Origin of the sequence: Micromonospora sp. NPDC023814 (genome assembly GCF_040639595.1) — a bacterium.
Lineage (GTDB): Bacteria > Actinomycetota > Actinomycetes > Mycobacteriales > Micromonosporaceae > Micromonospora.
On the sequence record NZ_JBFAAF010000021.1, the window covers coordinates 63624 to 84338 of the forward strand.

Annotated in this window: 8 protein-coding genes (1 of these 8 cut by a window edge); all 8 read right to left on the minus strand. The window is 73.9% G+C overall.

Annotated features, from left to right (window positions below; all coding sequences use genetic code 11):
* A protein-coding gene (locus AB0G14_RS14140) for an amino acid adenylation domain-containing protein (protein ID WP_357697225.1) crosses the window boundary here: on the minus strand, positions 1-3792 show its 5' portion. It extends 2229 nt beyond the left edge of the window; the window shows 3792 of its 6021 coding nt (coding positions 1-3792); its start codon is at positions 3790-3792; its stop codon lies beyond the left edge, outside the window.
* Positions 3789-6971, minus strand: coding sequence for a beta-ketoacyl synthase N-terminal-like domain-containing protein (locus AB0G14_RS14145; protein WP_357697227.1), 3183 nt, complete (start codon positions 6969-6971; stop codon positions 3789-3791). The genes AB0G14_RS14140 and AB0G14_RS14145 overlap by 4 nt, the downstream gene beginning before the upstream one ends.
* Complete coding sequence (locus AB0G14_RS14150; protein WP_357697229.1) at positions 6949-10263, minus strand: amino acid adenylation domain-containing protein; 3315 nt, start codon at positions 10261-10263, stop codon at positions 6949-6951. The genes AB0G14_RS14145 and AB0G14_RS14150 overlap by 23 nt, the downstream gene beginning before the upstream one ends.
* Positions 10260-13313: a beta-ketoacyl synthase N-terminal-like domain-containing protein gene (locus AB0G14_RS14155; RefSeq protein ID WP_357697231.1), complete on the minus strand. Its 3054-nt coding sequence runs from the start codon at positions 13311-13313 to the stop codon at positions 10260-10262. The genes AB0G14_RS14150 and AB0G14_RS14155 overlap by 4 nt, the downstream gene beginning before the upstream one ends.
* Positions 13310-16780: an amino acid adenylation domain-containing protein gene (locus AB0G14_RS14160; protein WP_357697233.1), complete on the minus strand. Its 3471-nt coding sequence runs from the start codon at positions 16778-16780 to the stop codon at positions 13310-13312. Before AB0G14_RS14160 ends, AB0G14_RS14155 begins: the two co-directional genes overlap by 4 nt.
* Before the next feature lie 32 nt (positions 16781-16812).
* Positions 16813-18447 (minus strand): PhpK family radical SAM P-methyltransferase, encoded by a 1635-nt coding sequence (locus AB0G14_RS14165; protein ID WP_357697235.1) that lies wholly within the window; start codon positions 18445-18447, stop codon positions 16813-16815.
* Positions 18448-18525: 78 nt separating this feature from the next.
* Positions 18526-19281, minus strand: coding sequence for an alpha/beta fold hydrolase (locus tag AB0G14_RS14170; RefSeq protein ID WP_357697237.1), 756 nt, complete (start codon positions 19279-19281; stop codon positions 18526-18528).
* A gap of 21 nt (positions 19282-19302) precedes the next feature.
* Positions 19303-20106 (minus strand): SDR family oxidoreductase, encoded by an 804-nt coding sequence (locus AB0G14_RS14175; RefSeq protein ID WP_357697238.1) that lies wholly within the window; start codon positions 20104-20106, stop codon positions 19303-19305.
* Positions 20107-20715 lie beyond the last annotated feature (609 nt).

A 20715-nucleotide genomic window follows, 5' to 3' on the forward strand; every position in this document is an offset into this window, starting at 1 on the left:
CGCCCGGAGCCGGTCGCGCAGCCGGCCGGCCAGGTCACCCTCCCAGCCCAGGGGGTCGGCGGCCGGCTCCGGTGCGGCCGGGCCGTCCGCCGCCGGGTCGGCGGCGACGCGGACGACCACGTCGTAGCGGAACCGGCTCAGCTCGTTGTCGTAGCCGCCGCGCTTGAGCCGCACCTCGACGGCGGCGACGCCGGGCAGGGTGTCGCCGAGGGAGGTGAACAGCGCCGGGTCCAGCGCCAGCTCCTCCTCCTGCCACGTCCGGGCGGCCGCCCGGGCGAACACCACCGCCGGGTCGGCGTCCGGGTCCGCCCGGTGCAGTTCCACCGAGCGGTGGAAGTCGGCCAGCAGGGGCAGGCTGCGGACGTCGCCGACGACGATCCGGCCGCCCGGGGCGACCAGCCGGCGGGCCTCCGCCAGCACCTGCCGCAGGTAGTCGGCGTCCGGGAAGTACTGCACGACCGAGTTCAGCAGCACGGTGTCGAAGGACCCGGCGGGCAGGTCCGCCAGCTCGTGCGCGGCCCGTTCGTCGAGGGTCACGCCCGCCAGGCCGCGGGCCCGGACCTCGGCGCGGACCTGGCCGAGCGCGAACCGGGAGATGTCGGTGCCGTGGTACGACGCGGCGTGCGGCGCGATGCGCAGCAGGAGCAGGCCGAGCCCGCAGCCCACCTCCAGGACCCGCCCGGGCGGCTCCGCCAGGGCCAGGGCGACGGTCTCGTCGACCCACCGCCGCATCTCGTCGGCCGGGATCGGGGCGCCGGTGTAGCTGCTGTTCCAGCTCGAGAAGTTGCTGTCCGCCGCGTCGGCGGTCTCCGGCTCGGTGTACGCCTCGTCGAAGACCCGCGCCCACTGGTCCACGGTGGCGTCGGCGTCACCGGTCGCCGGGGTTTCGGCCGCGTCCGGCGTCACCTCCGGGTGCGCCCCGGTGCGGGGCACCACGTACGCCACGAGCTGGCCCTCGCCGGCCTCCCCGCCGGCGGCGTCGCGGCGCACGGTGACCACCGCGTCCCGGACGGTGGGGTGCTCCCGCAGGGCCGCCTCGATCTCGCCCAGCTCGAAGCGGATCCCCCCGAGCTTGACCTGGAGGTCCTCCCGTCCGAGGTAGGACAGGGTGCCCCCGGGCCGCCACCGGACGATGTCGCCGGTGCGGTACATCCGGGCACCGGGGCGGTCGGTGAACGGATCGGGGACGAACCGCTCGGCGGTCAGCGCGGGCCGGCCCTGGTAGCCGCGGGCCACCTGGATGCCGCCGATGCACAGCTCGCCGGGCACGCCGACCGGCACCGGCCGGCCGGCCGGGTCCAGCACGTAGATGCTGGTGTTGTCGACGGGGGCACCGATCGACACGTCGGTGGCGTCCTCCCCCGGCGGGCACCGGTGGGCGGTGACGTCCACGGCGGCCTCGGTCGGGCCGTACAGGTTGTCGAGCCGGGCGGGCAGCCGCTCCTGGAGGCGGCGGACCAGGTCGCGGGGCAGCGCCTCGCCGCTGCACACCACCCGGCGCAGCCCGGTGCAGGTGGCCGAGCGCGGCTCGTCGAGGAAGAGCCGGAGCATCGACGGTACGAAGTGGACGGTGGTGATCCGCTGGTCGTTGATCAGGTCGACCAGGTAGCCGGGGTCGCGGTGCCCGTCGGGGCGGGCCATGGTGACGGTCGCGCCGACCAGCAGCGGCCAGAAGAACTCCCACACCGAGACGTCGAAGCTGGCGGGGGTCTTCTGCAGCACCGCCTCGCCCGCGGTCAGCTCGAAGCGGCGCTGCATCCAGCGCAGCCGGTTCACCACGGCGCGGTGGCTGTTCATCACCCCCTTCGGCATCCCGGTGGAGCCGGAGGTGTAGATGACGTACGTCAGGTCGTCCTCGGTGACCCCGCTGGGCGGGGCCTGCTCGGGCTCCTCGGCGCAGTCGTCGCGGTGCAGGTCGATCACCGGCGGCGCGTCGGCGGGCAGCACGTCCCGCCCGCCGTCGCCGGTCAGCACGATCTCCGCGCCGCAGTCGGCGAGCAGGTACGCCAGCCGCGCGGGCGGGTGCTCCGGGTCCAGCGGCACGTAGCAGCCGCCGGCCTTGAGCACGCCCAACAGCGCCACCAGCAGTTCCGGCGAGCGGTCGAGGCAGACGGCGACCCGGCTGTCCGGTCCCACCCCGTGCCGCCGCAGCCGGTGGGCCAGCCGGTTGCCGCGGCGGTCCAACTCGGCGTAGGTCAGCGACCGGTCGTCGAGCCGGACGGCGACGTGCCCGGGGGTGCGCCGGACCTGCTCGGCGATCAGTTCGTGCAGGACGCGCGGCGCGGGTTCCGGGGCGGCGGTGTCGTTCCACGCCCGCAGGACCCGGTCGCGTTCCTCGTCGTCGGTCAACTCCAGCCGGGACAGCGGGGCGTCGGGGTCGGCGCAGACCTGGTCGAGCAGGCGCAGCAGGCTGGCCAGGATCCGCTCGACGGTGTCCCGGTCGAACAGGTCGGTGGCGTACTCCAGCCCGCCGGGCAGCGTGTCCCCGGCGTCCGCCAGGGACAGCCACAGGTCGAACTTCGCCGACCCGGTGTCCCCCTCGACCAGCCCGACGAGCTGGGTGTCGGCGGTCAGGTCGACGCGCGGCGGCGGGGTGTTGTTCAGCGCGAGCATCACCTGGAACACCGGGTTGTGGCTGGTGCTGCGCTCGGGTTGCAGCTCGTCGACCAGCTTCTCGAACGGCAGGTCCTGGTGGGCGAAGTCCGCCGACACGTCGGTACCGACCCGGGCCAGCAACTGCCGGAAGGTCGGGTCGCCGGTGACCGTGGTCCGCAGCGCCAGGGTGTTGGCGAAGAAGCCGAACAGGTCCTCCAGCTCGGGGCGGTTGCGGTTGGCCACCGGCGTGCCGACGACCACGTCGGGCTGCCCCGACCAGCGGGAGAGCACCACCGTGAAGGCGGCGAGCAGCACCATGAACAGCGTGCTGTCGGTGCCGGCGCAGAGCGCGCGCAGCCGCCCGGTGAGCCCCTCGTCGACGGTGAACCGGAGGGTGTCGCCGCGGAAGCTCTGCACGGTGGGCCGGGGCCGATCGGTGGGCAGTTCCAGCAGCGCCGGGATCCCGGCGAGGCGGTCCCGCCAGTAGCGCACCTGCCGGGCCAGCGTCGGCCCGGACATCTGGGCCCGCTGCCAGACCGCGTAGTCGGCGTACTGGAGCTTCAGCTCGGGCAGCCGGGGCGTGCCGCCAGTGACCAGCGCGGAGTAGCACTCGGCCAGTTCCCGGGAGAACACCCGACCCGACCAGCCGTCGGCGATCAGGTGGCTCCAGTTGACCAGGAAGACGTGCCGGTCCGGGGCGAGCCGGAACAGCCCGAACCGGACCAGCGGCCCGACCGCCAGCGCGAAGGTCCGCTGGGCCTCCTCCTGGAGGGCCTGGCGTACGCGCTCGTCGCGTTCGGCCTCGCTCAGTCCGGTCAGGTCGGTCACCGGCAGGTCGACGGCCGCGGGCGGCGAGACCACCTGCACCGGCTCGCCGTCGGCCTCCCGGATGGTGGTGCGCAGCGCCTCGTGCCGGTCGACGATGCGCTGCACGCTGTCCCGCAGCGCCGCCACGTGCAGCGGCCCGCGCAGCTCGACCGCCATCGGCGTGTTGTACGCCGGGCTGTCCGGCACCATCCGTTCGAGGAACCAGAGGCGCTGTTGGGAGAAGGAGAGCGGGGCGGGGCCGCCGTCGCCCCGGCGGGGGATCTCGTCGCGGTTGCCGCGCCGCCCCTTGGACCAGGCCGACAGCAGCGCCTGCTTGGCCGGGGACAACGCCTGGGCGGGGCGCGCCCCGCGCTGCTCGTCGACGCTCATCGCGCCGCCCCGTCCGGCCCGGCGCTGTCGGCCGCGGAGGACGCGGTTCCGTCCGCCTTGGGGGACCGCCTCCCGTCCGGGTCGCCGCCGTCCGGCCCGGGTGCGGGCTCCGCGTCCTGCAGGGCGCGGATGATGGTGGCCTGGGCGGCGACGGTGTGCGCCTTGAACAGCTCCTCCAGCGGCAGGTCCACCGCGAAGCGTTCCCGCAGCCGGGTGACCAGGCGGGTGGTCAGCAGGGAGCTGCCGCCGAGGGCGAAGAAGTTGTCGTGCACGCCGACGGTCTCGAAGCCGAGCAGCTCGCGCCAGGCGGCGGCGATGGACTCCTCCAGGTCGTCGCGGGGCGCGACAAACTCCGTGGTCAGGTGGGGGCGCTGGTGCAGGGTGCTGCCGAGGTCCACGTCGAGGCTGGTCGGGCCGGCGTCCACCGGCTCCGGCGCCCGGCGCAGGGCGACCGAGTCGTCCTGCACCGGCACGGGGCCGTCCTCCGGCACGTCGATCCAGTAGCGGCGGCGCTCGAACGGGTAGGTCGGCAGGGACACCCGGCGGCAGGGCTGGCCGGCCGCGAAGGACTCCCAGTCGACGTCCACGCCGGACTCCCAGAGCCGGGCCAGGGTCGCCAGCAGGAACGCCTGGTCCGGCTGCGAGTCGCGGGGGTGGCGGACGGACGGCAGGACCGGCGGGGCCGCGCCGTCGCCGTTCGCCCCCACCAGCGCGCCGAGTACCGTGCCGGGGCCGACCTCGACCAGCATCCGGTCGGCGGAGCCGGCGAGCAGGGTCCGCACCCCGTCGGCGAAGCGGACGGTGCCGCGCAGGTGCCGCACCCAGTAGTCGGGGTCGGTGGCCTCGGCCGGGGTGATCCAGGCGCCGGTGACGTTGGAGACGTACGACAGCGTCGGCTCGCGGAGGGTGAGGCCGGCGACGTGGGCGCGGAACTCGTCGAGCACCGGCTCCATGGCCACCGAGTGGCCGAGGGTCTGCACGTGCAGCCGGCGGAAGTCCACCCCGTCGGCGGCAAGCTGGTCGGCCAGTTCCTGCACCGGCTCCACCAGGCCGGAGACGGTGCACTGGCCGGGGGCGTTCACCGCGGCGATGGAGAGTTCCGGCCCCAGCCGGGCGGCGAGTTCCTCCTCGGGCAGCGAGACGGCGAGCATGGCGCCGCCGGGCAGCCGGTCGATGAGCTGGCCGCGCAGGGCCACGGTGTCGATGGCGTCGGCGAGGTCGAAGACGCCGGCCAGGCAGGCGGCCACGTACTCGCCGCTGCTGTGCCCGAGCATCGCGTCCGGGCGCACGCCCCACGACTGCCAGAGCATGGCCAGCGCGTACTCCACCGCGAACAGCGCGGTGGTGACCCCGGCGGACGTGCCGAGGAACTCCTGGACGGCGCGGTCGCCGTCGGGGGCGCGGACCACGTCGCGCAGGTCGAAACCGAGCCGGGCGAGGGCCAGGTCGGCGCAGCGGTCCAGGTGCTCGGCGAAGACCGGCTCGGTGGCGTAGAGCTGGCGGCCCATGCCGACGTACTGGCTGCCGCCGCCGGGGAAGAGGAAGGCGACCTTGCGACCGGCCCGGAAGTCGACGGTGCCGGTCGGGGGCGCGGTCAGCGCGGCCGCGGCCTGGGTGGCGTCGCGACAGACCACCGCCCGCCGACGCTCGAAATGCCGACGACCCACCTGCAACGTGTACGCCACATCAGCCAACCCCACGCCGCCGTCAGCCAGCACCCCGCCGACCCGACGACCCACCTCCACCAACGCCGACGGCGTCCGCCCCGACACCACCACCACCTGCCAACCCCGCACCGAACCCACACCCGCGCTCACCGCCGGCGGCTGCTCCAACACCACATGCGCATTCGTGCCACCCACCCCCAACGCCGACACCCCGGCCCGCCGCACCCCCACCACCGGCCACGACACCAACTCACCATTCACAAAAAACGGAGACGACTCCAACGCCAACTTCGGATTCGCCTCACGAAAATGCACCGTCGGCGGCACCACACCCTCCCGAACCGCCAACACCGCCTTCACAAAACCCGCCACCCCCGCCGCCGCATCCAAATGCCCCACATTCGTCTTCACCGAACCCAGAGCACAAAACCCCACCCCATCCGAATCCACCCGAAAAGCCCGCGTCAAACCCGCAACCTCAATCGGATCCCCCAACGGCGTCCCCGTCCCATGCGCCTCCACAAAACCCACCGAACCCGCCGACACCCCCGCCACCGCCAACGCATCCGCCACCACCTGCGCCTGACCCACCGCAGACGGCGCCGTAAACCCCGCCTTACCACCACCGTCGTTGTTCACCGCCGAACCCCGCACCACCGCATGCACCACATCCCCCGCCGCCACCGCATCCGCCAACCGCCGCAACACCACGACACCCACGCCGCTGCCGCCGACGATCCCGCTCGCGTTGCGGTCGAAGGCCCGGCAGTGCCCGTCCGGGGAGAGGCCGGTGCCCTCGCGGTAGACGTGGCCGACGTTCTCCGGGATCTTCACCCCGACGCCGCCGGCCAGCGCCATGTCGCACTCCCCCGCCAGCAGCGACTGGCACGCCTGGTGGATCGCCACCAACCCCGTCGAGCACGCCGTCTGGATCGTCATCGCGGGGCCGTGCAGGTCCAGCTTGTACGCGACCCGGGTGGCCAGGAAGTCGTCGTTGGAGCTGATCATCATGGGCAGGTAGTCGAGGTAGAACGCCTGCGCCAGCGCGGGATTGCGCATCATGTTGTAGAGCGAGTACGTGTTCATGGACTGGCCGGCGTAGACGCCGATGCGGCCGGGAAAACGCGCCGGGTCGTACGCCGCGTCCTCCAACGCCTCCCACGCACACTCCAGGAACAACCGGTGCTGCGGATCCGTCATCTCCGCCTCGTGCGCGTTGAACCCGAAGAACTCCGCGTCGAACAGCTCCACGCCGTCCAGCCGCGCCTTCGCCGGAACGTAACTCGGGTGCGAGTACACCGACTCCGGCACGCCCGCCGCCGCCAACTCCTCCGGCGAGAAGAACGTCACCGACTCCACCCCGGCGCACAGGTTCCGCCAGAACTCCGCCACGTTCGACGCCCCGGGGAAACGGCCCGCCAGACCGACCACCGCCAGGGCGTTCTCCAGTTCCTCGGGCAGGTCCGCGGTGGTGGTGCCCGGGTTGGTCTCAGCGGTTCGGGCCGGCGTCATGGGCTTCCCCTCTCGGTGGCTGGTGGATGGCCGGGCCGGTTCGTGGCCGGAGCCGGTGAGCGGACCGCCGTCGGCGGCCGTACTCCGCGTCGATGGCCGGTACGGGACCGGCCGGCGCGGCGGCGGCCGGACCGGCCGCCGCGTCGAGGTACGTGGCCAGCCCGACGATGGTCGGGACCTCGAAGATGGTCAGCAGCGCCACGTCCACGCCGAACCGGTCGGCGAGGGTGCGCTGGAGTTCGACCGCGAGCAGCGAGTGGCCGCCCGCGTCGAAGAAGTTCTCGTGCGGGCCGCAGTCGCGGCCCAGCAGGTCGCGCCACACCTCGGCGACCCGGCGGGCGGTGGCCCCCAGCGGCGCGCCCGGCCCGGCGGCGCCGGCGGTCAGGTCCGTGCCGGGCGTCTGCGCCAGGGTCCGCCGGTCCACCTTGCCGTTGCTGTTCAGCGGCAGCGCCGGCAGCGCGACGAACCGGGCGGGGACCATGTACGCGGGCAGCGTGGCCGCGCACCACGACCGCAGTTCCGCAGCGTCCGGCGCGTCGTCGGCCCGGCCCACCAGGTAGGCCACCAGGTGCCGGCGCACCGGGTCGGCGCCCTCCAGCAGGACCGCCACGTCGGCGACCGACCGGTGCCGGCGCAGCGTCGCCTCGATCTCGCCCAGCTCGATGCGGTAGCCGCGCAGCTTGACCTGGTTGTCGGAGCGGCCGAGGTACTGGACGACGCCGTCGGGGAGCAGCCGCACCACGTCCCCGGTCCGGTACAACCGGGCGCCGGGCGGGCCGAACGGGTCGGGCACGAAGCGGGCGGCGGTGGTGGCCGGCGCGCCGAGGTATCCGTGCGCCACCCCGGCGCCGCCCACGTACAGCTCCCCCGGCACGCCGGGCGGCACCGGCTCGCCGGCGGCGTCCAGCACGTACAGCCGGGTGTTCGGGGTGGGACGGCCGATCGGGACGGGTCGCTCGCCACGCCGGACGCGGTGGCCGGCGGCCCACACCGTCGTCTCGGTGGGGCCGTACATGTTCCAGACCTTGGGGCACCGGTCGAGCAGTTGCTCGGCGAGTTCCGGGGTGAGGGCCTCCGCCGTGGAGACCGCCAGCCGCAGGTCGCCGCCCGCCCAGCCGGCACCGACGAGCAGCCGCCAGGTGGAGGGCGTGCCGTCGAGCACGGTCACCCGGTGCTCCCGGACGAGCCGGCGCAGGCTGTCGCCCTGGCGGACGTCGTCCTCCGTGGCGAGGACGACGTGCGCGCCGACGGTGAGGGGGGCGAGCACCTCGTAGAGCGCGATGTCGAAGCAGATGGTGCTGACCGCGAGGACCACGTCGGTCGGCAGCAGGCCCGGGCAGGTCCGGACGCCGACCAGGAAGTCGACGACGGCCCGGTGCGGCACCAGCACGCCCTTCGGCCGCCCGGTCGAGCCGGAGGTGTGCAGCAGGTAGGCCGGCGCGTCGGGGTCGACCGGGGGCAGCGGGGCGGTGGGCGCCGGGTCGTCGGCCGGGGCGTGCGGCGGGCACGTCCGCCGGCCGGGGAAGCGCTCGGCCCACTCGTCGGCGGTGACCACCAGCTCGGCGGCGGCGTCGTCCAGCAGGTCGGCGTGCCGCCCGGCCGGGTGCGCCGGGTCGAGGGGCAGGTACGCCGCCCCGCAGCGCAGCACCGCCAGCAGGGCCACCACCAGGTCGGCGCCACGGGGCAGGCAGACCCCGACCAGCCGACCCGGGCCGGCGCCGGCCGCGCGCAGCCGGTGGGCCAGCCGTTCCGCCCGCTCGTCCAGCTCGCGGTAGCTGTGCGCCCGCCCGCCGCAGGTCAGCGCGACCGCGTCCGGGGTGCGGGCGGCCTGCGCCGTCACGAGGTCGTGCACGCAGGCGGTGGGCACCGGCACGGCGGTGTCGTTCCAGGCGACGGTCACCCGGTGGTGCTGCGCGGCGTCCAGCAGCGGCAGCCGGGCCACCGGCCGGTCGGGGTCGGCCACGGCGTGTCGCAGCGCGACGACGAACTGGTCGGCCAGCCCCCGCACCGTGTCGGCGTCGAACAGGTCGGTGGCGTACTCGACGATGCAGAAGACCGCGTCGTCGCCGGTGCGGTGGGCGTAGAACGACAGGTCGAACTGGGAGTTGCCGCTGTGCTGCGGGATCGGCGTGACGACCAGCTCGCCGGTCCGGAACGGCCGCATCGGCTCGTCCTGCCAGCTGAACAGGGTCTGGAAGACGGGGTGCCGGCTGAGGTCACGCACCGGGTGCAGCGCGTCGACCAGCATCTCGAACGGCACGTCCTGGTGGGCGAAGTCGGCCGACAGGTCGCCGCGCACCCGGTCGAGCAGCTGCCGGAGGGTCAGCTCCCCGTCGAGCCGCGTACGCAGGGCCAGGGTGTTGGCGAAGAAGCCGAACAGGTGCTCCAGCTCGGGTCGGGTGCGGTTCGCCACCGGCGTGCCGATGACCAGGTCCTGCTGGCCGGACCAGCGGGACAGCACCACCGCGAAGACGGCCAGGCCGAGCATGAACGGGCTGACCTGCTCGGCGCGGCTGAACCGTTGCAGGGCGGCGGCCAGGTCGGCGGGCAGGTCCAGCCGCAGGGTGGCGCCGCGGTGGCTCTGCACGGCGGGCCGGGGCCGGTCGGTGGGCAGGTCCAGCACCAGCGGCGCGCCGGCCAGCCGGTCCCGCCAGTACCCGAGCTGCCGCTCCAGGACCGGCCCGGTCAGGTACGCGCGCTGCCAGGCCGCGAAGTCGGGGTACTGCAACGGCAGGTGGGGCAGCCGCGGCTGCCGGCCCGCCAGCCGGGCCGCGTAGCCCTCCGCCAGCTCCTGCGCCAGCACGCCGCCGGACCAGCCGTCGGCGATGATGTGGTGCATCGTCACCAGCAGCACGTGCTCGTCGGCGGCGAGGCGGACCAGCAGCGTACGGATCAGCGGGCGGCGCAGGTCGAAGGGTTCCCGGGCGCGCGCGGCGACGGTCTCGTCGAGTCGCGCCGGGCGCCGGTCGTCGGGCACCGCCGTCAGGTCCAGCGTCTCGATCGGGGTGTCGTCGACCGGCTCCACCACCTGGACCGGCTCGTCGCCGTCGTCGTGGATGGTCGTGCGCAGCGCCTCGTGCCGGGTACGGATCAGGCGCAGCGCGTGGTCCAGCGCCGCGACGTCGAGCGGGCCGGACAGGCGCAGCGTGATCGCCATGTTGTGCACGCCGGCGTCCCGGCCCACCAGCCGGTCCAGGAACCACAGCCGGCGCTGCTGGAACGACAGCGGGGCGGGCCGCCCGGGGGGCCGGAGCGGAATCGAGGTGGCGGCGGTGCCGCGGGTCGCCGTCATCGCCCCGCCTCCGACGGGTCCGCCTCGCTCATCAGCCGTTCGGCGTCGGCGTCGGAGAGCCCTTCGAGCTCGGCGAGGAGCCGGTCCTGGAGCAGGTCGGCCTGCTGGGCGACGGTGCGCCGGGCGAAGGCCTCCGCGACGGTGATCGGGACCTGGAAGGTGTCCTGGAGGCGGGCGACCAGCCGGCCGGTGAGCAGCGAGTCCCCGCCCAGCAGGAGGAAGTCGTCGAAGACGCCGATCTCCCGGTAGCCCAGCAGTTCCCGCCACGCCTGCGCGACGGTCTCCTCGATCTCGGTGCGCGGTGGTTCGTACTCGGTGGGCAGGTCGGGCCGGTCGTGCTTCGGCCCGGCCGTCGCCGGCGCCTCGGGGGCGGCGGGCGTCGATCCGTTGAGCAGGCTGTAGCGGCGACGCTCGAACGGGTAGGTCGGCAGGGGCACCCGGTGCCGCTGCTCGCCCGCGGAGAAGGCGGTCCAGTCGATCGCCGCCCCGGCCAGCCAGAGCCGGGCCAGCGCGCTCAGCAGCGTCTCGTTCTCGTCCTGCTCGGGGGCGGCGGGCAGGGAGGCCACGATGGACGTGGTGGTCTCGGCGCCGGCCGCCCGGCTCATCGCCAGGGCCATCGTGCCGAGCGCGTGCCCCGGCCCGACCTCGAGGAACGCGGCGTCCGGCAGGGCGGCGGCGGCGCGCAGGTTGTCGCCGAAGCGGACGGTGGCCCGCAGGTGGCGCACCCAGTAGCCGGGGTCGGTGGCCTCGGCGGCGGTGAGCCAGGTGCCGGTGACGTTGGACCCGACCCGCGCCTGCGGGGGCCGCAACGTGACCGTGGCCATGTGCGCCGCGAACTCGCCCAGCAGCGGGTCGAGCATCCGGGTGTGCGCGGCCTGGCGTACCCGGACCAGTTTGGCGCGGACCCCGTCGGCGTCCAGCGCCGCCCGGGCCGCCTCGACGGCGGCGGCCGGCCCGGAGAGCACGGTCTGCTCGGGTCCGTTGACGGCCGCGACGTCGAGGTCGTCGCCGGCGTACCGGGCGGCGTCGTGCTCGGCGAGGTTGACGGCGAGCATGGCGCCGTCGGGCAGCCGGTCGATGAGCTGGCCGCGCAGGGCCACGGTGTCGATGGCGTCGGCGAGGTCGAAGACGCCGGCCAGGCAGGCGGCCACGTACTCGCCGCTGCTGTGCCCGAGCATCGCGTCCGGGCGCACGCCCCACGACTGCCAGAGCATGGCCAGCGCGTACTCCACCGCGAACAGCGCGGTCAGCCGGCCCGCCGTGGTGTCGAGGATCTCCGCCGCGCGGCGGTCGCCGTCGGGGGCGAGCACCGCCTCGCGCAGGTCGTAGCCGAGCCGGGCGAGGGCCAGGTCGGCGCAGCGGTCCAGGTGCTCGGCGAAGACCGGCTCGGTGGCGTGCAACTGGCGGCCCATGCCGACGTACTGGCTGCCGCCGCCAGGGAAGAGGAACACCAGGGCGGGTGGGAGGTCGCCGGCCCGGCCGGTCAGCAGCCGCTCGGGGTCCGCTCCGGTGAGGGCCGCCGCGGCCTGGGTGGCGTCGCGGCAGACCACCGCCCGCCGACGCTCGAAATGCCGACGACCCACCTGCAACGTGTACGCCACATCCGCCAACCCCACGCCGCCGTCAGCCAGCACCCCGCCGACCCGACGACCCACCTCCACCAACGCCGACGGCGTCCGCCCCGACACCACCACCACCTGCCAACCCCGCACCCCACCCGCCGGGACGTTCACCGCAGGCGGCTGCTCCAACACCACATGCGCATTCGTGCCACCCACACCCAACGCCGACACCCCGGCCCGCCGCACCCCCGACACCGGCCACGACACCAACTCACCATTCACAAAAAACGGAGACGACTCCAACGCCAACTTCGGATTCGCCTCACGAAAATGCACCGTCGGCGGCACCACACCCTCCCGAACCGCCAACACCGCCTTCACAAAACCCGCCACACCCGCCGCCGCATCCAAATGCCCCACATTCGTCTTCACCGAACCCAACGCACAAAACCCCACCCCATCCGCATCCACCCGAAAAGCCCGCGTCAAACCCGCAACCTCAATCGGATCCCCCAACGGCGTCCCCGTCCCATGCGCCTCCACAAAACCCACCGACGACGCCGACACCCCCGCCACCGCCAACGCATCCGCCACCACCTGCGCCTGACCCACCGCAGACGGCGCCGTAAACCCCGCCTTACCACCACCGTCGTTGTTCACCGCCGAACCCCGCACCACCGCATGCACCACATCCCCCGCCGCCACCGCATCCGCCAACCGCCGCAACACCACGACGGCCAGTCCGCTGCCGTTGACGGTGCCGGCAGCGGCCCGGTCGAAGGCCCGGCAGTGCCCGTCCGGGGAGAGGGCCATGCCGTCCTGGTGGCGGTACCCCTCCGCCTCCTCGGCCCGGACGCCGACGCCGCCGGCCAGCGCCATGTCGCACTCCCCCGCCAGCAGCGACTGGCACGCCTGGTGGATCGCGACGAGCGAGGTCGAGCACGCCGACTGGATCGTCATCGCGGGGCCGCGGAGGTCGAACTTGTACGCCACACGGGTGGCCAGGAAGTCCTTCTCGTTGGCCATGAGCGCGCTCATGTCGGAGATCAGCGCCGGGTCCGCCGCGACCGCCCGGAGCAGATAGGAATTGACGGAGCTGCCCGCGTAGACGCCGATGCGGCCCGGGAAACGCGCCGGGTCGTACGCCGCGTCCTCCAACGCCTCCCACGCACACTCCAGGAACAACCGGTGCTGCGGATCCGTCATCTCCGCCTCGTGCGCGCTGAAGCCGAAGAACTCCGCGTCGAACAACTCCACGCCGTCCAGCCGCGCCTTCGCCGGCACATAGGACGGATGCGAATACACCGACTCCGGCACCCCCGCCGCCGCCAACTCCTCCGGCGAGAAGAACGTCACCGACTCCACCCCGGCGCACAGGTTCCGCCAAAACTCCGCGACACTCGACGCTCCCGGGAAACGACCCGCCATCCCGACCACCGCCAGGGCGTTGTCGAACTGGTCGTCGAGGTGCGCAGGCAGCTCGGTCATCGGTCCGTCCCTTCCGCGAGGCGGCGCTGTTCGTGCGCCTGTCGACGACGTGCCAGGGCGCCACCGCGCACCGCCGCCCGGCGGAGCTGCGCGCGGCTGGCCGGTGACCCCGGGTCCGGCTCCCCGTCGGCCGGTTCCGGCGTGGCGCGGATCCGGTCCAGGTGGGCCGCCAGCGCGGCCACGGTCGGGAACTGGAACAGGTCGACCACGTTCAGCTCGACGCCGAGCCGCTCGGCGAGCTGCTGGCGGGCACGCAGGGCGAGGAACGAGTGGCCCCCGAGGTCGAAGAAGTTGTCGGTGCGGCCCAACGGCGGGACGTCGAGCACGAGGGCCCACACCTCGGCGACCGCGCGCTCGGTGGCGCCGACCGGCGGCTCCGCCGTGGCCTCCTGGCGCAGCGGCCGGCCGTCCCGCCAGGACAGCCGGTCCCGGTCGAGCTTGCCGTTGGTGGTGACGGGCAGGGCGTCCACCGCGGCGAGGACCGCCGGCACCATGTAGCCCGGCAGGTGCCGCCGGGCCACGGCCCGCACCTCCTCGTACGTCGGCGCCGGCCCGTCCTCGAGGACGAGCAGGGCGGCGAGGTCCCGGCGGTCCGGGTTGTCGCCGCGGACCACGACGGCGGCCTCCCGGACGGCGGGGTGAGTCACCAGCACCGCCTCGATCTCGCTCGGCTCGACCCGGAAGCCGCGCACCTTGAGCTGGCTGTCGAGCCGCCCGAGGAAGTCCAGCCGGCCGTCGGGCAGCCAGCGGACGAGGTCGCCGGTGCGGTACAGCCGGGCGCCGGGCGTGGCCCCGAAGGGGTCCGGGACGAAGCGTTCCGCGGTGCGGCGGGGGTCCCGCAGGTAGCCCCGGACCACCTGGAGCCCGCCGAGGCACAGTTCCCCGGGCACGCCGATCGGCACCGGTCGCCCGGCCCCGTCCAGGACGTAGGTGGTGACGTTGGCGATGGCGCGGCCGATCGGGGGCGCGTGCACCACCGGCCCGTCCTGCGGGGGCACCGGGTTGGCCGTGGCCACCACGGTGTTCTCCGTCGGGCCGTAGTGGTTGACCAGCCGGGCGCGCAGCGCGGGCGGGGGCGTACGGGTGAGCGCGTCGCCCCCGGTGAGCAGCAGCCGCAGCGCCGAGCCGGTCACGGCCTCCTCCGCGAGCACCGCCTCGGCGACCGTGGTGGGCAGGAAGGTCACGGTGATCGCCTCGTCGACCAGCCAGCGCGCCAGCCGGTCCGGTGCGACCCGGACCGGCTCGGGCGGCACGTGCAGCGCCGCGCCACCGGCCAGCGCCGCCCACAGTTCCCAGGTGCAGGCGTCGAAGCCGGGGCTGGCGACGAGGGTGGCCCGGTCCTGCGGCCCGACCCGGTAGGCGTCGAGGTGCCAGTGCACCAGGTTGGCCAGGCCGCCGTGGGTGACCTCGACGCCCTTGGGGCGCCCGCTGGAGCCGGAGGTGTAGATGACGTACGCGATCTCCCGTGGGTCCGGCTCCGCGGGCGCTGCCACCCCGCCGGCCCCGGCGGCGGCCTCGCCACCAGCACCGGCGTCGGCGGAGACAGCGGTGGTGGCGGCGACGTCGAGCACCGCGGTCCGCGCCGCCGCGAACCTGCCGGTCAGGTCCTCGCTGGTCAGCACCGCGCAGGCCAGGCTGTCGGCCAGCGTGAAGGCGAGCCGGTCCGGCGGGTAGCCGGGGTCGAGCGGCACGTACGCCGCGCCCGCCTTGAGCACGGCGAGGAAGGCGGTCACCAGCTCCGCTCCCCGGTCCAGGCAGACGGCCACCGGCCGGCCGGGCCCCGCGCCGACGGCCCGCAGCCGGGCGGCGAGGACGTCGGCGCGGCGGTCCAGCTCCCCGTACGTCAGCGTCCTGCCGTCGGCCCGCACGGCGGGGGCGTCCGGCGCCGTCCGGGCCCACCGCGCGACCAGGTGGTGCACCGGCCCGGTCGGGTAGTCGCGGACCTGCCCGCTCCAGCGGCGCACGATCCGGTCCTCCTCCGCCGGGTCCAGCAGCGCCGCCGCCGACAGCCGCCGGTCCGGGCGCGCGCAGAGCGAGCCGAGGATCGCCCGGTACTGCGCCATCAGTTGCGCGATGCGGTCGTCGTCGAACAGCTCGGTGCTGAACTCGAACTCGCAGTCGATGTGCGTGTCGCCCTCGAACGCCATCACGGAGAGGTCGAACTTGGAGACCTCGCCGACCATGTCGAGCAGCTCCACCGTCAGCGGACCGACGTGCAGGCGCTCGAACGGGGGGAGGTTCTTCATCGCGAAGACGATCTGGAACAGCGGGTGGCGGGCCGGGTCCCGGACGGGGCGCAGCCGCTCCACGAGCAGCTCGAACGGGGCTTCGTGGTGCGTCTGGGCGTCCAGCACGACGTCGCGCACCCGGGTCACCAGCTCGGCGAAGGTGGGGTCGCCGGACACGTCGGTGCGCAGCACGACGGTGTTCACCAGCAGGCTGACCAGCGGCTCCAGCTCCACCCGGTCCCGGCCGGCGACCGGCGTGCCGAGGACCACGTCCGACTGCCCGGTCTGCCGGTGCAGCAGGGCGACGAATCCGGCCAGGAGCACCATGTACGACGAGGCGGCGTGCCGGCGGGCGGCGGCCCGGACCAGGTCGGTCAGCTCGGCGTCGAGGCGCACGGTCCGCCGGCCGCCCCGCCAGCCCAGCACGGCGGGACGCACCCGGTCGGGCGCCAGCTCCGTCGCCGAGGCGCCGGCGAGCCGCCGCTCCCACCACGCCAGCTGGTCGTCGAGCTCACCGGCGCCGACGCGGTGGTGCTGCCAACGGGCGTGCCCGGCCGGGTCGACGGGCGGCGGAGCGGGCTCCGTGCCGTGCCCCGTCCCCGCCGCGTAGTAGCGGACCAGGTCGTTGACCAGCACGCTGAGCGACCAGCCGTCGACGACGATGTGGTGCAGGTCGAGGAAGAGCCGGTGGTCCTCCTCGCCGAGCCGGAACAGCCGGGTCCGCAGGAGCGGCCCGCGCCGCAGGTCGAACGGGGGCTGCCGCTCGGCGGCGACCGCCTCGCGCACCCGGTCCTCCCGCTGCGCCGGTGGCAGGTCGGTCAGGTCGGTCACGTCGAGCCGGACGGCGGGCACGTCGACCGTCCGCTGCACCGGTTCGCCGTCGACGTCGTCGAACACCGTGCGCAGGGCGGGATGGTGCGCCACCAGCCGGTCCAGGGCGTGCCGGAGGATGTCCACGGACAGCGGTCCGGTCATCCGCAGCACCGCCGGCACGTGGTAGGCCGGGCTGTCCGGTTGGAACTGGTGCAGGAACCACAGGCGGCGCTGCGCGAAGGAGACCGGGGCCGGGGCGTCCGGGTCCGACGCGTGTCCGTCGGCCGCGAACCGCCGCGGGCCGTCGGTGGTCGCCGCGTCGTCGGGCAGCGGGTCGACCGTCGTGTCGTTGGCGAGGAACTCGGCCCCGGCCGCCAGCCGGCTGGCCAGCCGGGCCCGGACCGCGTCGGAAGGTGTTCGGCGCACGGTACCGCTTTCTGCTGTGACGGGCGGGACGGTCAGCTCACCGGCGACGGCGCCGGGCCCGGCGGGTTCACCGCCTCGAACTGGCTCGCCCGGCGCAACCGGTCGAGCAGCTCCGGCTGGGCGGCGCTGCCGCCGGAGTGGCGCAGCTGGTCGGCCAGGACGCCGTTGAAGGCGCGGACGAAGTCCTTGACCTGCTCGCCGGACATCCCCTTGCGCTGGAGGTAGAAGGTGCTCCACTGCTCGAACCCGAACTGCGGCAGCCAGACGGAACTGGTCACGTCGACGAAGAGGTCGTCGATGATCTGGGCGGCGGTGGACCAGTCCATCGTCTGGTGGCTCCAGTTGAACGCCTCGCCCTTGATGCCCAGCTCGTCCCGGCGCTGGTAGATCGGGGTGACCGGGTCGCAGTACCACAGCTGGGCCCGGAAGTAGTCCGGCCGGCCCTGGTCGAGCAGGTCCACGGTCTCGGCGACGGTCTCCTCCGTCTCGCCGGGGAAGCCGACGATCAGCGAGGCGTACGTCGAGATGCCGTGTTCGTTGAAGGCCCCGAGCGCGTCGATGTAGTCCGCCCGGCGGGCGGTCTTGTTCATCTGCTTGAGCAGCACGTCGCTGCCCGACTCGATGCCCAGGAAGACGCCCTCGCAGCCGGCTTCCTTCATCAGCTCGATGGTCCTGCGGTCGCCGTGGTCACTGCGGTAGAAGCAGTTCCACTTGAACCCGTAGTCCTTGTCGATCATCATCCGGAGGATGTCCCGGAACCGGTTCTTGGGGACGTTGAAGGTGTCGTCGATGAACGTCACGGTGTTGACCGACGGCAGCTTGCGGATGTTGTCCAGCTCCCGCTCGACGTGCGTCACGTCGAGGTAGGTGTACTTGCCGGCCCGCTGGGGGAAGCCGCAGAAGGCGCAGGAGAACGGGCAGGACTTCGCCGTCCGGGTGGTGACGAACTCGTTGAACGCGTCGGGGCCGAAGACCTGGTAGTCGACCAGCTCGGTCAGCGGGTTCGACTCGATCTCGGTGCGGGTGTGGACGAAGTCGCCGTCCACGCGGTAGGCCAGGTTCGGCACGTCTCCCGGGTCGGTGCCGGACCGCAGCGCGAGCGCCAGCCGGGCCAGGGTCAGCTCGCCCTCGCGGCCGGTGACGTAGTAGTCCGCGCCGAGGTAGTCCATCATCGCGTCCAGGTCGGGGCGCTTGAGCGCGGCCACCTGGTTGGTGATGAACGGCCCACCGACCACGATGGACACCTTCGGGTTGTGCCGGCGGACGAACTCGACGATCTCGATGATCGGCTGCGGCGAGACGTACAGGGTCGTGGTGATCGCCACGAGGCGGACGTCGCCGGCCAGCTTCTCCCGCAACTGCTCCCGCTCGTGCTGGAACAGGTTGACGAAGTCGACGCTCAACCCCCGGCGGGCCAGGAAGCTGCCCAGCACGGTGACCACCGGCCAGAGGAAGTCCGCGTTGTGGAAGTACGGCTTCGGCGCGCCCGGCGGGCTCTCGCGCAGGTGACTCAGCGCGTCCAGCGCGCGCAGCGGTCGCCCGTCGAGGTCGATGTACGCCAGGCGCAGGTCGCGGAAGGCGCCGGAGTCGGCCCCCATGAGGCGCACGTCGCTGACGTAGCTGGCGAAGTCGACGTCGTTGAAACCGACGATCAGGCAGTCTGTCATGTGCCGCTCCGTTCCGGACAAAGAGACCGGGGACCTCGTCGCCCGCTGCCGGGCCCGTCGAGTTGGCGCACCGGGGCGCTACCGGGAATCGGCCGCCAGGTCGGCGGCGATGGCCCGCACCACCCCGGCGGGGTCGGTGATGTGGAAGAAGTGGTCGCCGCGCACGCTGTGGCCGCGGTACCCGCGGGACGTCATCCGCTGCCACCCGGCCATCGCCTCGGCCGTGGCGATCGGGTCCTCGGTGCCCGCGAAGCCGAGGATCGGCACGTCGACCGGGCCGTGCGTGGCGCCGGCGTAGCGGTCGATCCAGCCGAAGTCGGCCCGCAGCACCGGAACGAGCAGGGCGGCCAGCGCCGGGTGGTCCAGGATCTCGGCCGGGGTGCCGCCCATCCCGACGACCTCGCGCAGGAACTCCTCGTCCTCCAGGCCGAGCAGCCGGCGGGCGAGTTCCGGGAGGTCGTCCGGGGGGCGGGACCCGCCGACGACGAGCCGCCGGGGCAGCGGGGCGCCGCGGCGCTGGAGTTCCGCCACGACGGCGTGCCCGACGAGGGCGCCGAAGCTGTGGCCGTACAGCGCGTACGGCCGGGTCTCGTCGGCCAGCACGTCGGCGACCTCGGCGACGTCGAAGGCGGGCGGCTCGTCGATGCGGCTCTCCCGGCCGGGCGGCTGCAGGGGGCGTACCGCGACGCCCGGCGCCGCGGCCTGGATCCAGGCCCGGTAGGCGGTCGCCCCGGCCCCGGAGTGCGGCAGGCAGTACAACGCCACCGGCGCCTCCGGGGTGTCCGGGAAGAGGAACCACCGTGGTCGTCGGTCCGCCGAGTAGTGGACAGTCACCATTGATCCTTCCGCGGAGACTCAGTTGACGACGGCGACCGCGCCGCCGTCGACGCGGTGGTTGGCCCCGTTGACGAAGCCCGCGAGGGGGCTGGCGAGGAAGACGACCAGCGCCGCCACGTCGTCGGGTGTGCCGAGCCGGCCGGTGGGGTTGTCGATCGACTTGGCCAGGACGCGCTGCTCGATGTCGGACCAGTCGGTGCCCCAGCCCTGGTCGGCGGCGAGACCGCGGACGTACTCCTCGACCCGGGGGGTGACGACGATGCCGGGACTGACGGTGTTGACGGTGATGCCGGTGCGGTCCAACGCCCGGGCCAGCCCCGTCGTGAGGTTGACCAGTCCCGCCTTGGTCGTCGAGTACGCCACCGAGCCGACCTGCGGCTGGGTGGCGGCGCCGCTGGCGATCTGGATCAGCCGGCCCCAGCCCCGGCGACGCATGCCGGGGACCAGCGCCTGGGCGAGGCGGGCCGGCGCCACCACGTTGAGCTCGTGCAGGCGCCGCCAGTCCTCGTCCGTGGTGTCGTCCCACGGCCGGTCCAGACCGGTGGCGGCGCAGTTGACCAGGATGTCGACGCCGCCGAGGTAGCGCTCGGCCGCGACCGCCAGTCGGTGCGGGCCGTCGGCGTCGAGCAGGTCCGCCACGATCGGTTCCGCGACGCCGCCCCGGGCCCGGATGCCCTGGGCCACGGACTCCGCGGCGGGCACGGAGCGCCCGTGCACGACCACCGTCACTCCCTCGTCGGCGAGCATCTCGGCGATCCGCGCTCCGATGCCGGACGACGACCCGGTGACGAGCGCCCGCCGACCGTCCAATCCAAGATCCACTGGTTCCCCCCGTGACATGGTTCGAACGCCGCACCCGGCGCGGGGCGGCCCCTTACCCGGACCTGACGATCCGCCCGCGGCGGCCAGCTCAGCCGCGCCGGCGCCGCCCCGGCGAGCGGGCGCTCGACGCACCGCGGCAGGCGGTCGTCCGCCACCCGCGGTCGCGGTGCCCACACACCCGATCGACAGGACGGATCAGCACTTGGATGTCCCCGTTCCCCCACGTTCTCCCTGCCCCGGCGGTGTCGCCGCCACGGTGGGTACGACACCGGCGTCCCGACCTCCCGGTCGACCACCCGGGAGCACTCCGGCGCATTTCCGCCAACCCCGTCGGGACCCGGGAAGCACATCATGGAGCCCGGACGGAGTCAATCCCTACCAATAGGTCGGGGTCGCCGACGTACGCATTAGCGCGGGCAGATCCGGCAATTAACGATCCCTTGGCCGTCGCGCATTATCGCGGCTAGCTGCAGTTCTACGGGATCGAGTGACGCTGATCACGGACTCAGCGTCGGATGGCCGCCCGGCGGCCCGCAGACCGTGGAACTTCCACGTCCGGGCGGCCCCCAAATGCCCGCAAAGCGGGCATCGCCTGCCAAAAACTGGCGG

Excerpts from the sequence above, each read along its gene's own strand:
- AB0G14_RS14145 (WP_357697227.1), bottom strand. The coding sequence starts at position 6,971 with ATGACGCCGGCCCGAACCGCTGAGACCAACCCGGGCACCACCACCGCG.
- AB0G14_RS14150 (WP_357697229.1), bottom strand. The coding sequence starts at position 10,263 with ATGACGGCGACCCGCGGCACCGCCGCCACCTCGATTCCGCTCCGGCCC.
- AB0G14_RS14155 (WP_357697231.1), bottom strand. The coding sequence starts at position 13,313 with ATGACCGAGCTGCCTGCGCACCTCGACGACCAGTTCGACAACGCCCTG.
- AB0G14_RS14165 (WP_357697235.1), bottom strand. The coding sequence starts at position 18,447 with ATGACAGACTGCCTGATCGTCGGTTTCAACGACGTCGACTTCGCCAGC.